The organism is Planktothrix sp., from assembly GCF_046067725.1.
Classification (GTDB): domain Bacteria; phylum Cyanobacteriota; class Cyanobacteriia; order Cyanobacteriales; family Microcoleaceae; genus Planktothrix.
This window is the reverse complement of sequence record NZ_JBJUDF010000167.1, coordinates 23,660-38,540: the sequence shown is the minus strand read 5'-3', so window position 1 is coordinate 38,540 and position 14,881 is coordinate 23,660. Positions and strand designations below refer to the sequence as shown.

Here is a 14,881-nt window from a genome sequence, read left to right as displayed (position 1 = left end):
TAGAAGATTATAACCAAAGCTTGCAATTAAATCCGAATTATGCTGAAGCTTACAATAATCGCGGTAATGCTTATTATAAATTAGGAGAATATGAAAAAGCGATCGCCGATTATAATTCCTGTCTCGCCCTCAATCCTAATTTACCCGGAGTTGCCCATAATCGAGATGTTGTGCAAGGAGTTTGGGATGAAAAACGCCGTCAGGAACAGATGGAAACGGAAATAAAACGTCAGGAAGAAGAAAAACGCCGTCAGGAACAGATGGAAATGGAAATAAAACGTCAGGAAGAAGAAGAAAAACGCCTTCAAGAAAGAGAATTTAAATTTGATGTGATTACGGTCAACGTACTAGGAAAGGAAACCAAACTAGAACACTGTCGGGCTGAATTTTTCAAAGAAGATTTAGGCAATAATATCAGCTTAGAAATGATATCCATTCCTGGGGGAACTTTTATGATGGGTGTGGCTCAAAATGAAGCTAGTGCAAGTAGTGATGAATATCCCCAACATCTGGTTAATATTGCTGCATTTTCTATGGCAAAATATCCCATTACCCAAGCTCAATGGGAAGCCATTATGGGGAATAATCCTTCTAGTTTTAAAGGCGCAAATCGACCCGTTGAGAATGTAACCTGGCACGAAGCGCAAGAATTTTGTCAGCGACTTTCCCAAAAAACAGGCAAAACCTATCGTTTACCATCTGAGGCAGAATGGGAATATGCTTGTCGCGCGGGAACAACAACACCTTTCCATTTTGGCGAAACCATTACAGTCGATTTAGCGAATTACGACGCGAAATATAGGTACGCTTCCGCCCCCACAGGAACCTATCGTCAACAAACCACCGATGTCGGTAGTTTCCCTCCAAATGCCTTTGGTTTGTACGATATGCACGGTAACGTTTGGGAATGGTGCGCTGACCCTTGGCATGAAAATTATGATGGTGCGCCCACTGATGGTAGCGTTTGGGAGTGGGGCGGAAATACTCAATACCGGGTGATACGCGGTGGTTCGTGGGTCAGCGATCCCGGGAATTGCCGCTGTGCCTTTCGTATCAGGATCGAGCCGGACGGTCGCTACAGGAACTTCGGTTTTCGTGTTGTTTCCTTCCGCCTGCGTGGACTCTGTAACCCTTTTACCGAGAAATCGGGTTTCTGCCTTAATCTTTCCTGCATAAAAAGATAACTGAAGAAACCCCGTTTCTGAGCCGCCATAGTTGTATCGAGAAACCCGGTTTCTAGCTTAACTTTTCCTGCATAATACAAAGATAGCTGAGAAAATCTGGTTTCTGAATCTACAATTTTAAGGTCAAAATATGGCAGTTGAATATGATTTAGTGGTCATTGGTGGAGGTTCTGGGGGTTTAGTGGTTGCCAGTGCTGCAGCACAATTAAAAGCCAAAGTTGCTTTAATAGAACGCGATCGCTTAGGGGGGGATTGTTTATGGTTTGGTTGTGTTCCTAGTAAGTCTTTAATTCACGCTTCTAGGGTAGCTTATGAAGTTAAAAATGCAGCTAAATTTGGAATTTATATTGATAATTATAACATTAATTTTGCTCAAGCCGCAAGTCATGTTCAACAAGTTATTGCAACAATTCAACCCCATGATTCTCCTGAACGATTTCAATCTTTAGGGGTTGAGGTTCTTTTTGGAGAAGGTCAATTTTTAGACCCAAAAACCTTTAGCATTAACGGACGGAAACTAACCGCTAGAGCTTTTGTCATTGCGACAGGTTCCCGTCCAGCTATTCCTAATATTCCAGGGTTAAATGAAGCGGGTTTTCTGACGAATGAACAGGTCTTTTCTATACAAAATCGACCAGAATCTTTAGTAATTTTAGGTGCAGGGCCAATCGGTTGTGAACTCGGACAAGCTTTTTCGCGGTTAGGGTCAAAAGTAACAATTTTATCGAGTCGGAATCAAATTTTACCGAAAGAAGATCCCGAAGCAGCACAGGTGGTTCAAGATCAATTATTATCCGAAAATATTATTATTTTAAATCATACCAAAGCCGAACGAGTTGAAATCGAAAATGGCAAAAAGAAAATTATTTTAGGAAGCCATAACATTTTAGCTGATGAAATTTTAGTTGCGGTGGGGCGAGTTCCCAATATTGAATCCTTGAATTTAGAAGCCGCAGGTGTTAGTATCAATCAGTTAGGGATTAAAGTTAATCATAAACTGCAAACAACCAATCCGTGTATTTACGCTTGCGGAGATGTGATTGGGGGTTATCAATTTACCCATGTTGCAAGTTATGAAGCCGTTGTGGTGTTAACAAATACCCTATTTTTTCCCATTAGTAAAGTAAACTATCGAGTTATACCTTGGGCTACATTTACTGATCCTGAATTAGCAAGAGTGGGGTTAACAGAACAGCAAGCAAAAGAACAATATGGAGAGGATGTTTATGTTTTAAAACAACCCTTTGCGAGTGTTGATCGTGCCCTAGCAGAAGCAAAACCCCAGGGATTTGCTAAAATTATTACTAGAGGTAATGGAGAAATTTTAGGTGCTCATCTCGTGGGTTCATCGGCTGGAGAGTTAATTCATGAAATTGTTTTAGCAATGTCTCATCGTTTAAAGGTTTCTGCTTTGACAGGAATTCATATTTATCCGACTTTATCAGAAGTCAATAGTAAGGCAGCATTATTATTAAAAAAACAACAATATGCGAGTAATAAATGGCAACAAACTATTTTAGAACGGTTTTTTAATTGGAGGCGATCGCTGTAATCAAAGCTTATGAAAATCCTAACTTTAAATATTCGCTATGATAAACCCGACCTCGGTAACAATGACTGGAAATTTCGCCGTTATGCAATTGTAAAACTGATTCAAAAGTATAACCCAGATATCATTGCAACTCAGGAAGGAAAAGCGCACCAACTCCTAGATTTACATCGATTATTACCCGATTATCAAAGTCTTGGGACGGATAAAATCGGAAATGGAACAGGAGAACATTGTGCAATTTTCTATCATTCCCAACGGTTTTATTGTGCAAAATCCCAGAATTTTTGGTTAAGCAAAACACCCCATTTAGTCGGTAGTCTGAGTACGGAATGGGGCAATAAAACACCTCAAATTGTCACGGGTGGGGATTTTATCTCTAGGGAAACTCAACAACAAATCACAGTTTTCAATACCCATTTAGACTACTACAGCGAACAAGCTCGAAAATTAAGTATCCCTTTAATTCAAAAATACTTGAGTCAAGTTGACCCACAACAGTCTTTATTAATCTTATTGGGAGATTTTAATGCTCTACCTAATAGCGAAGAACGCCAAGAATTATTAAAACCCCTTTATAATCAAATTAAATTGTTAGATTCTTTATCAAATTTACCTTTAACAAGTCAACAAACTTTCCATGATTTTACAGGTCAAGGGATGGCTGCTGTTGATACGATTTATTATGATTCTCGAATGCTATTAAAATCAATTAGTGTTGATCAAAAACAAATTGAAGGAATTTGGCCCTCAGATCATTTTCCAGTGATTGCAGAATTTAATTAATTTACTTTCACTGATTTTCAGGGATTTATTAACCTATTACTTGACTTCTTATATAACCAGTAAGGGCGAGGTTTTCTCGCCCCCTACGATGGGCGGTAATTGGTATATAAGATTTCAACTTTCTATTTCTTATTGTCCTAAATATCCCCTTGGTGTAATCATCCAATTTTCATAAATATCTGTACTTTGATTTCCAATAATTACGGTTGTTAACATATCCACATGATCAGGATTAAACTGTTCTAAAGTGGTTAAGGTAATTTCCTCATCAACACGATAGGCAGAACGAACCATTGCCACAGGAGTATGACCCGAACGAGCATCTAAAAAAATCCGTTTAGCCGTGTATAATTGCTCTGTACGAGTGCGCGATCGCGGATTATATAAAATACAAACAAAATCTGCCTGGGCGGCGGCTTTTAATCGGTTTTGAATCACCTCCCAAGGGGTTAATAAATCACTCAAACTAATCGCGCAAAAATCGTGCATTAAGGGAGCACCCACCCGACTGGCTGCCGCCTGTAGGGCACTAATCCCCGGAAACACTTGCACCGCAGGAGTTTTGCCATCCCACCCCCTAGCGCGTAACTGTTCAAACACTAACCCCGCCATCCCATAAATGCCACAGTCCCCCGACGATACCACCGCCACCGTTAACCCCCATTGAGCTAAATCAATCGCGCGTTCTCCCCGTTGACGTTCTTGGGTAATGGGATAAGATTCAACCATCTGACCAGGACGTAATAACGGTTTAATTAAATCCAAATATAAAGAATAGCCAATCACTACATCCGCCTGAACAATGGCCGTTTGAGCCGCCGGGGTGATTTGATCCAGTTCCCCAGGGCCAGTTCCCACTAAAAACAGATGTCCTGTGCGTCCGGTATATTCCTGTTCAGCTTGGGCAATGGCCACCGTTACGGCTTGTCCGATACGGTTGGAAGTTGAAGCGGTGGGTAAAGGATCTCGGTAAATTTGCTTAGAAACCCATAACGTTTTTACTCCAGCAGCTTGTAAGGCAGCCGCTTCAGCCACACTGGGAGTTCCCACTTCAGCTTCAACAACCTGAGACGGGTTAGGAACTTCCCTCACCCGCAAAACTTCCGGGGAAAAGGTGCGTAACGGCCAATTCCGGTCTTGACACAATTCGACTAACCCCGGTTCATCCGCCTTAATATCCAGGGTAGCAATTCCGGCGATCGCTGCTTCTGCTAAATGATACTGTTTTAAAACCTGTTGAATGGCTGTTTCAATCAATGTTCGAGGGGTGTTGCGTTCACAACCTACACCCACCCATAAGACCCTGGGGAACCATTGAACTTGAGTTATATCCGATACTCGACGTTGAGAAGTAATACAGATGTGAAATTTCGCCTCTGGATTGGGGTTAAAATCAAAGGGATGATCGGCGGGTAAAGCTGTTTTCCACAAGCTAGAACCCGCATCCTGAGAAACCTGAACCCGTTCTCCTCTGGCGACGGCTGCACTCACCTCCGTCCAGTCACCCGCACCCCGTCGCCAACCGAAGGGAACTCCTAATAAATCTACCCCTAATAATCCTAAAGCGTTAGACGCGCCTGTAATAATCGGGGTTGCGTTTAATTGTCGAGCGACTAAGCGAGTCAGTTGATCACCTCCGCCTTGATGTCCACTACATAAACTGATCACAAATTTTCCGGTTTGATCCCACACAACAACCGCAGGATCACTGAATTTATGTTGTAATAAAGGAGCTATTAATCGCACCACAGCACCGCAGGCTAAACCAAAAATCAATCCTCGATGACTTGACCACAGCGTTGCTAAGTGGTCTGAAAGAGAACCGTTATAAACCTGTGTTCCGGGTAATGGCTGGAGGGTATGGGGTATCCACAAAATCGCATTTAAACGTTGACACAGGGGTTGAAGTTGTTGTACAGCTTGGGGGGTGGTGGCAATGGCAGCGATGGGTTGAAACGATTGAAATTGTGAAAAATTCATTTTCTGAAATGGCAATAATAGATTAGAATAAAGAACTTGTTTCTTTTTGATTGTAAATTGGGAAGACTGCTATTGATTCAAAAAATTTTGAACAGGGGTCACGGGTTAAACAGGGTAAACCCTGTGTTCAAATTATCAATTTTTATTGAATGTAAAAAGGCGGAGCATCTGTAATGGATCAAAAGACAGAATTATTATTAAAATTAGATATTTTTAGAGATTTTTATACAGAAGAAGTTGAACTAATTAGTGAATATTTTTCGATTCACAAGTTCTTTGATTTACAAGTGATTCTGCCGAAAACTAGCCAAGATTCCTGTTTTGGAATTATTTTAACAGGGGAAGTAAGTGTGATTGGAGATCAAATTGAAAATAGCAGTCGCACCCAAGGAGATCTTTTAGGAGAAATGTCATTTGTCCAAGGTCGTCAAGCGGATTTTATTGCCGCTAGTGATGGAGCGATTGCTATTATGACCTTTGATGATATCGAAAAGTTAAAATTTCAACAACCTCATTTAGCGGTGAAATTAATTAGCAAGGTGACTCGTAATCTCGTTAATAAATTACGCAAAAAAGTACAACAAAATACCCCAGAAATTATCGTTTTATTGGCTGATGATGATTTATTTTCTGATTTAATTAATTTAGTCAAAGATCATCTACATATTATTAAAAACTTTTCTATTTATACAACTGATAAGTTAAAAACTTTTTTGGAAAAAACCACAGATTTAACCATCAGTGAAGTGATTGAACCTAACTTCCTAATTTTAGGGGAAACAGCCATTGGTTCCAGAATTTTATTAGATCAGGTGAAAGCAATTGTTTATTTACGAAACGGAACAACGATTGAATCTAATCCTGCATCCATCGAAGCTTTAGCTCGTTTGTGTGATTTACAACAAGTTCTATTTTCAACCAATTTATTAACAGCCAATGCCGTTTTCCAATATTTAGAATAAAGGAGATTGAACAATGAAAAAGCGAGTTTTAATTTTAGGAGGTCGAGGACGAATTGGCAACAGTGTGGCTGAGGATTTAGCTCAACATACTTCGGCTGAAATTACGATTACTGGACGTAAAATTATAGGAAATCTTCCCATTAATCCCCGATTTCAGATCTTAGAATTGGATTTAGAAGATCAACAGAAATTAGAAACAGCGATCGCTAATTCTGATTTAGTGATCCACTGTGCAGGCCCATTTCATTATCGAGATACCGGGGTATTAAAAACTTGTATTCAACAAGGTGTTAATTATATTGATGTCAGCGATAATCGTGGGTTTACCCGTCGAATTTTAGAACAATCTGAAGCCGCTAAAAATGCTGGAATTACGGCAATTATTAATACGGGCATTTTCCCAGGTATTTCTAATAGCATGGTGCGTCAAGGTGTGGAACAATTCGATCACGTTGAAAAAATCCATTTAAGTTATGTGGTTGGAGGTTCAGGAGGGGCAGGAATGACCGTTATGCGAACCACATTCTTAGGGTTACAACGTCCTTTTGAAGTTTGGATAAACGGACAATGGCAAAGGATTAAACCTTATAGTGAACGAGAAATTATTGAATTTCCTCTCCCCTACGGAAAAACGGGTGTTTATTGGTTTGATATGCCAGAATGTTTCACCTTAGTTGACTCTTTTCCCGCGAAAACTGTAATTACAAAATTTGGTACAGTTCCCGATTTTTATAATTATTTAACCTGGAGTGTTGCCCATTGGTGGCCCGCGAGTTGGTTACAAAATCCGGCTGTGATTGAGTTTCTCTCCCAAGTCAGTTATCGCATGACGAATGTTACAGATATTTGGAGTGGAATCGGAGTAGCTGTTCGCTCTTGTGTCACGGGAATTAAACAAGGAAAAACTATTGATTACTGTTCAACAATTGTTCATGAAAATACCGCCACCATTGCAGGAATCGGAACCGGAACGATTGCGGAATTATGCTTAAATGGAGAACTGCAAAAACCCGGTGTTTGGCCCGTTGAACAAGTGCTTCCGACTTCCTTATTTGAAGCCGCCATGAACAACCGAGGTATTAACATTCACACCTCGTAGGGTGCGTAAGTTCCGCCCACGCACCACCCTTAAATTTATCGTAACTCTTTAAGACGATCTAACGCATCTTGATAGGATTTTTTTCGCCCTAATTTATCATAAAGTTCAGCAGCTTTTTGAAAATCTGCGATCGCTTTTTCTTTATTATTTAATTGCAAATAAGCTAAAGCTCGATTATAATAAGCATCAGCAAAACCTGGATTTAAACGAATCGCTTCGTTGTAATCTTCAATCGGATTAACAGCACGACTGACTCCAATACGAGTGGCTAAAACAGTACGAGCAATTCCTCGATTAAAATAAGCTTCAGGCGTATTCGGATTTAAGTTAATCGCTTGATTAAACGCATCAATCGCATCCCAAGGTTCATTTTGATCTAATAAAGTTAATCCTTGAAAATAAAAAGCTTGATAAGTTTGAGGATAATCGAACGAAACAGGATTAGCATCTGGCGGTTTTTCATCAATGACTAAATCCGATGATTTTAAACCCGTTTCTAATAATTTACCCATAAATAAATTAATCGGAATTGCCGCATTAAATCCTGTTTTAATCGGAGCTACATCACCGGAACTGGTTTGAGCAAAACCAAATTCTCCCTGTCCATGTAACCCCACCACCCGCGCTTCAGAATCAAAAACCGGCCCCCCACTCATGCCACTCCAAGTCACCGCTTGATAGCGTAAATTATAGCCTTCTGGACGATTTTTCGGGCGACTGGTGACTAATCCAGGGGATAATTCCGGTTCCCGTTCAACACCCGTTAATCCCCCCGTTGCTGGGTATCCATAAACATAAATTTGAGCACCAATTACCGCTTGTTCAGAATTACCTAATGTAGCAACCGGATACTGTTGAGAACTTTCAAATTGAATAATTGCTAAATCTGGTTCTTGGTCATCATTTTGTAACCGAATAATCTTCAAAACCGGATAACTTTTGCCATCAGAAGTTCGCACACTATATTCCACAGTTGGATCTTCAACAACATGATTCACCGTCAAAACCGTGTAAATATTGCCACTTTTAGCAATAATTACCCCAGAACCATCCCCTAATGGACTATTAATCTGCACAGTAATCGGTTCGGCAATTTCTGCTACCTGTTGCGCTGTTTTTGCCATCACAATGGTTGATTGACTGACAACGATAGCCGCCACCGTTCCCGTCAGCAGATAAAGAAAGGAGTCTGACGAAAATAACCTTAAACCCATAATTCAAACCCTCGATAATAAAACCACTAAATTTGTCATCATCCGTTACCCACTACCTGTTAAAAACTAGGCTGAAATTCATCAAACGGCAATTTGATCAATAGACGGAATTTCACCCAATTTTGTTCATATTTTTCTAAGTTCTATTGTAAGCTAATATCAATTGAGTGAAAACAAGACAACGCTTAAGCAGCAAAATTAATAATCGCTTGGGTTAATCCTTCTAACGTATATTCTTGAGGTTCAACATCTACCCTTCCTAATAAATTGATACAACTTTTAGACGTTTGCGGGCCAATAGAAGCAATACAAATCGAGTCTAAATAATTGAGTGGTAAAGTGTTTTCAGGGAGAGCTTGAATTAACTGATAATAATTTTTAACCGTTTTAGAACTTGCAAAGGTAATCACATCAATTTTTTGAGTTTGTAATGCCTCTAAAACCTCAGAAGAAATACGTTCAGGACAGCCTGATTCATAAGCCGCCACTTCCACAACCGTTGCGCCTTTTGCCGTTAATTCCTGAACTAAAACATCCCGTCCTCCGGTTTCTACTCTGGGGAATAAAATTCTTTTACCGTCTAAAGATTCAGGGAAATGTTCAACCAGGGAATCTGCCACAAAATCTGGGGGAATAAAATCTGGTTTTAAACAACGTTCTTGTAAACTAGCGGCGGTTTTTTTCCCAACAACAGCTATTTTAGTTTGACCTAAACTCCGAATATCTTTTCCGAGAGCCATTAACCGATTAAAAAAGTATTCAACGCCATTAGAAGAGGTTAAAATTAACCAATCAAAGTTCTTTTCAGACTCTTTTCCTAACAGTTCAATGGCTTGATCTAAACTATCCCAACTGGAGGGAGGAGTAATCACTAAAGCTGGCATTTCTATCACCGTTGCACCTTGTTCTTTTAAGAGTTCGCTAAATTGACTCGATTGTTCAGCAGAACGAGTAATTAATATGGTTTTTCCGAATAGCGGTTGATTCATAGTAGACTGATTTAAAATAGAATTTTCAAGCGGTTGATTGAATTTCCAAGAGGGTTGATTAGGGTGGATAAAATCTCGGAGACGGACAACTTCTCCTACCACAATCACACAGGGAGATAAAGACTCATGGGCTGTTTTTCCTACAATATCATTTAATGTACCCACCCAAACTTGTTGTTGAGGACAACCTCCAGATTTAATAATAGCAATGGGGGTTTGGGGAAGACGTTCATGGCGTAACAGTTGATGGACAATTTCAGCTAAGTTTCGTCCCCCCATTAAAATCACTAAGGTTTCAATTTGCGAAACAATTTGCCAATCTAAAGCTTCTAAATCATGGGCGGTCATAACAGCAAAACAACGACTCATCACCGGGTCTGTTAGGGGAATAGAAGCGAGAGTTGGTGCGGCTAAAGCGGATGAAAGTCCGGGGATCACTTCAAAGTTACATTGAGCTTCTATTAAGGCTTGAATTTCGGAAGTCGTACGCCCAAAAATAAACGGATCACCTCCTTTTAAACGAATCACTTGTTTTCCTCGTAAGCAATATTCGACTAATAATTGATTAATTTCAGCTTGGGATGTGCTTAATTTTCCGCCTCGTTTTCCTACATTAATTTTTAAACAATTGGCTGGAATCAAGGCTAAAATAGAGTCATCAACTAAAGCATCATAAATAATAACTTCTGCTTGAGAAAGTAATGTTTGAGCTTGTTGAGTCAGATAAGCAATTTCTCCTAAGCCAGCCCCAACTAAATAAACTTTTCCTTTTTTCCCGATCATTGCTAAAATTTTAGATTAATAAAGGTTTAAACTAATTTTATCCTAACTCAAGAGTATGAAGCTTTAAGAAGTGTCACAGTGGATATCAGAATATTACTATTTTTCTTCATAATCAGGGAACAGAAGCGGGGTGAATTAGCTTTGTGATGGTCAATGATCATGACTTGACCGAATATTTAGGCTTTGTGGTGTGTGCGCGTTGCTTACGCACCCTACTCATGATTGAGGAGCGTTGAATTTTTATGAAAATACAGTTTAATTATGGTGATTTTGGGTTAGGATTAACCGTAATTTTGTTACTCACCTTTAGTGTTTTACAATGGTTACATATTCCGGCGGGAACCTTTGTAGATTGGGTGATTGGCTGTGCCATTTTTTGGTGGTTATTGTTAATTGTAACGATTCCTTGGAATATTCATTTTGAGGCGAAAGAAATTTTAGCTGAATCTGAAGAATCGAGAAAAAAAGGGATTTTTATTGAAGATCCACAAGTTCAATATGTCACCCAGTTAGCTCAACGTTCTCTTTGGGTCGCTTTAGGTTTACATTTCTTCTCTACTCTTGGACTTTATGGGTTAGCTGGGTTAGGAATTAGTGTGGTCGGTTATTGGGGTGCAGGTGCGGCTTTATTGTTAACTCTTTTACGACCTTCAGTCCGTGCTTATCAATATTTAGCAGCACGATTAGCAATGGTTCGCCGTCAATTTTGCTATCCCCGTGAGGATGTGGTAGAATTGCGAAACCGCTTTGAAGTTTTGGAAACAACGTTAAAAGAATTAGAAAGACAATTGAACTTAAACAATCCGACTTCTTGGGCTTATCAACAACAAGAAAAATGGCAAGCTCTTCGTAAGAATTTAACGGATTTAACAACTGATTTAGAAACGTTAAAAGCGACGAACCTATCCGAACATCAACGTTTAGAAAAAGATGCAAAAAATGCGATTGCTCAATTAACCGTTGATGGAGAATTTCTCAGTCATGTTCGAGAAATTCTCCGATTTTTCAAAGAAGCCTAAAAGGGTGAAATTCTCGATCTGAAAAATACAATTAATACAATGGTCGATTTTCTTTGCTGGAAGTCAATCTGGATTTTTATACCACAGGAAACGGAAACGCCGAATTTGGAGAGGAGATCATACCGAAAGCGGAATCAGTTTTGGTTTAGCTGGAAATTTACTAGAGTGTTAGCGGTTTTGCAAGAAGGCTGATTAACCACAGAGGATCAAAATTTTATAGCGCTACTTTTCGAGGGAACAGGAACTGCGATTTACAGGGAACAGTCAAAAGTGAAAGGGTTTGCTGGATTTAAAAATGTCCTAACTGTAATGCGTAGCGCTATATTAATAAAATATCAACGGATTAATCTAATCATAATTATTAGAATTGAGATTTTTCTCAATCTATTATCAATATCAAATCTGGAGGCAAATTAATGGAACGTTCAAAACTGATTGCTTATATTACAGGTGCAATTTCAATTCTTCTAGCACTGGCTTATTTATTAGTTGTTTCGCTTTTGGATTTTCGAGGGGAAATGTTGCCAGCACCAATTAGCATGATTTCATTAATTTTATAGTAGGACGCCATTGGGAATGGAACTGTTTACACCAACAATTCCAAATCCAGGGAAGTTATATTCCATCCTTTAATGTTTCCTACAAATCATTAATCGGATGGCTAATAACTTCTTTTTTCCATCCCCTATTCCCTATTTTCCCTGTTCCTAGTTAAGCTGTTCTCAGTCAATCGCTGTTCCCTATTATTCCTCTAGGGTGTTAACAGTCATTATTTTAGATTTTGCGTTTGAGAGGGGTGATTAAACTTTAATCATTAGTGTGATGCTGGGGAGATCATACTGTGATCTTAATCATGCCTAGATTTTGATTTGATCAATACAAACTTAGTTTAATTTTAAGGCACTGACAGGAACATCATCCCAAGATTCAACGGTTCTGAGAACGGCAACCCAACCTTGTTGTTTTTGGATTTCGGTTAAGTTTCGTTGAAACGACTCATGACAATCTTGAGCTTGCTTTTCATCACAACAAGCAATACAAGAATAGACAATTCCCATCGGATCAAGTTGTTCATTTACCCAAATTGTCATTGTAATTTTCTCCTCACCCAATACAACTGAATGGTTTTTATAATAGGAAATCGGCAATAGGAAACAGAAGGAAAAAGATTGAAATGTCTAGGTTTTAGCATCAATCTTCACCGGAACTCTGGTTCCGTGATTCATATATTTTATCAAGTTTTTAACCTCAATGATCACGAAAATTTTTGCTTGGGATTAACGGGATCAATCATTAGGGGTTTCCCAATGCAGTTAAGGATGGGCCAGTTACGCGACAAATGCGCCAATCGGGTAAAATTGTAGCGCCTATTTTTTGATAAAAATTAATAGCAGGTTGATTCCAATCCAAAACAGACCATTCTAAACGTCCACATCCTCTGGATACCGCTAATTCTGCAAGGTGAGTGATTAACGCTTTTCCAATTCCTTGACGACGATATTCAGGAAGGACAAATAAATCTTCTAAATAAATTCCGGGTTGGGTTAAAAAGGTAGAATAGTTATAAAAAAACAAGGCAAAACCAACGGCTTTCCCTTTAAGTTCCGCTAAAATTGCTTCTATATAAGATGGAGAACCGAATAAATGCTGTTTTAAGTGATCGGGATTTCCGCTAACTTCATGGGATAATTTTTCGTATTCCGCTAAGGCTTGAATCAGTTGGAATAAAACCGGAACATCATCGGGGGTTGCCGGTCGTAAAATTGCAGTTTGAGACAGATCTAATTTGGAACCGTTGATCATAACAAAAACATTCGTCTCTGGATTGTTAAATGTCAGTATACAACAATTCAAAACATTAATATATAACGCTACGCGCAAAGGAACCGGGATTGACTGGGAACAGAGATAATACTTCTGGCTGTTTCATGTTAGTTGTAAATGATTACATCCTCGGCACGGATTGCTAGATCTCAAAAAAATTATTTAATCCAACCTTTTAAGCGTTCTGCAACATTAGGCCGTCGTAATTTCCGCATGGCTCTAGCTTGAATTTGTCGCACTCGTTCCCGTGAGAGATCATAAAGTCCACTCACTTCTTCTAAGGTGTAAGGAACTCCAGTGACTAATCCAAATCGCAGAGCTAAAACATCTTTTTCTCGTTCAGTTAAAACAGTTCCCAAAACTTCTAATAAATCCTGTCGCATCATCATTTCGTTCATTTGAGCTTCAGGAGTTTGGGTTTCTTGATCTTCTAAAATATCCATTAATTCGGAGTTCTCTTCTGTGCCAATGCGATGATTTAAAGATAACGATTTGCGATGCACTTGTTCAAGGATGCGAATTTGCTGGGGAGTAATGGCAATGGCTTCTGCGAGTTCTTCTTCTGTTGGTTTTCGTTGTAATGAGTGCTTTAAATCTTGATAGGTTGCTTTTAATTTATTTAACTGTTCAACCACATGAGCAGGTAAGCGAATGGTACGTCCTTGATTAGCAATAGTTCGGGTAATTCCTTGACGAATCCACCAATAAGCATAGGTGGAAAATTTATATCCTTTATCGGGATCAAATTTTTCAGTCGCTCGATTGAGCCCTAATGCACCTTCTTGAATTAAATCTAAAAATGGAACTCCTCGATTAATATAGCGTTTGGCAATAGAAACGACTAATCGTAAATTAGAACTAATCATTCGATTTTTAGCCGTCGCACCTAATTGTAAACGATGTTGAAGTTCAGTTTCTGTAATTCCTAAAAAGCTTGCTAGTTCTTCGCAGGCGGGTGAGCGTCCTAATTCCAAGGTCAGTCGAGTCTGTAATTCTTCAATTTTAACTAAGGTTTGAATATGACGACCCAATTCTATTTCTTCATTCGGTTTGAGTAAGGGATAACGCGCCATGCGTTTAAATAATGCAGCAATGGCGTCATCTCCTGCTACAGTTGTTTCTGTAATCGGAAAAAACGTCGAATTCTGTGGATTCATGGTTATATCCTCCAGTTGACGATCTAAATTTTGAACAGTTCGCTTGAAGTTTTCCTCATCGTCAAAATCTTCTGTCAGACGAGAAGATAAGGAAATCCCATCTATTACTACTTTATCTTAGCGTTACTTTTCAGTCCTCTGCTACATCTTTTGGAAAGGCATCTGCCTTTTCTCAACTCATGGCGTCAAGCAAGGACAAGATGATTGGGAAACTCTCACAGCAAATGTAGGTTCATACCCTCGGCTATGGGAACGTCAAAATTCAGGGGAGGTTTAAAATTCCTTAGAGTTGCCAATTTGTGAATATTTGCATCTGATTTTTGGGTAGAATAATA

General features: G+C 39.2%; 13 protein-coding genes. 7 read left to right on the top strand and 6 right to left on the bottom strand.

Annotated features, from left to right (window positions below; translation table 11 throughout):
- The 3 genes from ACKPEB_RS10230 to ACKPEB_RS10220 form a co-directional block, all read left to right on the top strand.
- Nucleotides 1-1,184: SUMF1/EgtB/PvdO family nonheme iron enzyme (locus ACKPEB_RS10230; protein WP_408964776.1), on the top strand; the 1,184-nt coding region annotated here is incomplete at its 5' end.
- Nucleotides 1,185-1,314: 130 nt separating this feature from the next.
- Nucleotides 1,315-2,736: a dihydrolipoyl dehydrogenase family protein gene (locus ACKPEB_RS10225; protein WP_408964775.1), complete on the top strand. Its 1,422-nt coding sequence runs from the start codon at nucleotides 1,315-1,317 to the stop codon at nucleotides 2,734-2,736.
- 9 nt (nucleotides 2,737-2,745) lie between these two features.
- Nucleotides 2,746-3,519 carry an endonuclease/exonuclease/phosphatase family protein gene (locus tag ACKPEB_RS10220; RefSeq protein WP_408964774.1) on the top strand — a complete coding sequence of 258 codons (774 nt, stop codon included), beginning with the start codon at nucleotides 2,746-2,748 and terminating at the stop codon, nucleotides 3,517-3,519.
- Between the two features lie 129 nt (nucleotides 3,520-3,648).
- On the opposite strand, the gene cobJ is transcribed toward ACKPEB_RS10220, so the two are convergent.
- A complete protein-coding gene (gene cobJ / locus ACKPEB_RS10215; RefSeq protein WP_408964773.1) occupies nucleotides 3,649-5,499 on the bottom strand; it encodes a precorrin-3B C(17)-methyltransferase in 1,851 nt (616 codons plus the stop codon).
- A gap of 173 nt (nucleotides 5,500-5,672) precedes the next feature.
- Here cobJ and ACKPEB_RS10210 point away from each other — a divergent pair, with 173 nt between their 5' ends.
- Nucleotides 5,673-6,461, top strand: a complete 789-nt coding sequence (locus ACKPEB_RS10210; RefSeq protein WP_408964772.1) for a hypothetical protein — start codon at nucleotides 5,673-5,675, stop codon at nucleotides 6,459-6,461.
- Between the two features lie 13 nt (nucleotides 6,462-6,474).
- Nucleotides 6,475-7,560, top strand: a complete 1,086-nt coding sequence (locus ACKPEB_RS10205) for a saccharopine dehydrogenase family protein (RefSeq protein ID WP_408964771.1) — start codon at nucleotides 6,475-6,477, stop codon at nucleotides 7,558-7,560.
- Between the two features lie 35 nt (nucleotides 7,561-7,595).
- Here the strand turns inward: ACKPEB_RS10205 and ACKPEB_RS10200 are convergent, their stop codons facing one another.
- On the bottom strand, nucleotides 7,596-8,774 hold the full coding sequence (locus ACKPEB_RS10200; protein ID WP_408964770.1) for a trypsin-like peptidase domain-containing protein: 1,179 nt from the start codon (nucleotides 8,772-8,774) through the stop codon (nucleotides 7,596-7,598).
- A 185-nt stretch (nucleotides 8,775-8,959) separates the two neighbouring features.
- Nucleotides 8,960-10,546 (bottom strand): uroporphyrinogen-III C-methyltransferase, encoded by a 1,587-nt coding sequence (gene cobA / locus ACKPEB_RS10195; protein WP_408964769.1) that lies wholly within the window; start codon nucleotides 10,544-10,546, stop codon nucleotides 8,960-8,962.
- A 242-nt stretch (nucleotides 10,547-10,788) separates the two neighbouring features.
- Here cobA and ACKPEB_RS10190 point away from each other — a divergent pair, with 242 nt between their 5' ends.
- Together ACKPEB_RS10190 and ACKPEB_RS10185 are read left to right on the top strand one after the other, a co-directional pair.
- Nucleotides 10,789-11,565, top strand: a complete 777-nt coding sequence (locus ACKPEB_RS10190; protein ID WP_408964768.1) for a hypothetical protein — start codon at nucleotides 10,789-10,791, stop codon at nucleotides 11,563-11,565.
- 416 nt (nucleotides 11,566-11,981) lie between these two features.
- Complete coding sequence (locus ACKPEB_RS10185) at nucleotides 11,982-12,125, top strand: hypothetical protein (RefSeq protein WP_408964767.1); 144 nt, start codon at nucleotides 11,982-11,984, stop codon at nucleotides 12,123-12,125.
- Nucleotides 12,126-12,449: 324 nt separating this feature from the next.
- On the opposite strand, the gene ACKPEB_RS10180 is transcribed toward ACKPEB_RS10185, so the two are convergent.
- The 3 genes from ACKPEB_RS10180 to ACKPEB_RS10170 form a co-directional block, all read right to left on the bottom strand.
- Nucleotides 12,450-12,656, bottom strand: a complete 207-nt coding sequence (locus tag ACKPEB_RS10180) for a glycogen debranching protein (RefSeq protein WP_190516067.1) — start codon at nucleotides 12,654-12,656, stop codon at nucleotides 12,450-12,452.
- 202 nt (nucleotides 12,657-12,858) lie between these two features.
- Entirely contained in the window at nucleotides 12,859-13,368 is a 510-nt protein-coding gene (locus ACKPEB_RS10175) for a GNAT family N-acetyltransferase (RefSeq protein WP_408964766.1), read from the bottom strand.
- A 179-nt stretch (nucleotides 13,369-13,547) separates the two neighbouring features.
- Nucleotides 13,548-14,546, bottom strand: coding sequence for an RNA polymerase sigma factor, RpoD/SigA family (locus tag ACKPEB_RS10170; protein WP_408964765.1), 999 nt, complete (start codon nucleotides 14,544-14,546; stop codon nucleotides 13,548-13,550).
- Nucleotides 14,547-14,881 lie beyond the last annotated feature (335 nt).

Bases quoted from the DNA above. Each gene is read 5' to 3' on its own strand.
- ACKPEB_RS10225 (WP_408964775.1), top strand. From the start codon at position 1,315: ATGGCAGTTGAATATGATTTAGTGGTCATTGGTGGAGGTTCTGGGGGT.
- ACKPEB_RS10220 (WP_408964774.1), top strand. From the start codon at position 2,746: ATGAAAATCCTAACTTTAAATATTCGCTATGATAAACCCGACCTCGGT.
- cobJ (WP_408964773.1), bottom strand. From the start codon at position 5,499: ATGAATTTTTCACAATTTCAATCGTTTCAACCCATCGCTGCCATTGCC.
- ACKPEB_RS10210 (WP_408964772.1), top strand. From the start codon at position 5,673: ATGGATCAAAAGACAGAATTATTATTAAAATTAGATATTTTTAGAGAT.
- ACKPEB_RS10205 (WP_408964771.1), top strand. From the start codon at position 6,475: ATGAAAAAGCGAGTTTTAATTTTAGGAGGTCGAGGACGAATTGGCAAC.
- ACKPEB_RS10200 (WP_408964770.1), bottom strand. From the start codon at position 8,774: ATGGGTTTAAGGTTATTTTCGTCAGACTCCTTTCTTTATCTGCTGACG.
- cobA (WP_408964769.1), bottom strand. From the start codon at position 10,546: ATGATCGGGAAAAAAGGAAAAGTTTATTTAGTTGGGGCTGGCTTAGGA.
- ACKPEB_RS10190 (WP_408964768.1), top strand. From the start codon at position 10,789: ATGAAAATACAGTTTAATTATGGTGATTTTGGGTTAGGATTAACCGTA.
- ACKPEB_RS10185 (WP_408964767.1), top strand. From the start codon at position 11,982: ATGGAACGTTCAAAACTGATTGCTTATATTACAGGTGCAATTTCAATT.
- ACKPEB_RS10180 (WP_190516067.1), bottom strand. From the start codon at position 12,656: ATGACAATTTGGGTAAATGAACAACTTGATCCGATGGGAATTGTCTAT.
- ACKPEB_RS10175 (WP_408964766.1), bottom strand. From the start codon at position 13,368: ATGATCAACGGTTCCAAATTAGATCTGTCTCAAACTGCAATTTTACGA.
- ACKPEB_RS10170 (WP_408964765.1), bottom strand. From the start codon at position 14,546: ATGAATCCACAGAATTCGACGTTTTTTCCGATTACAGAAACAACTGTA.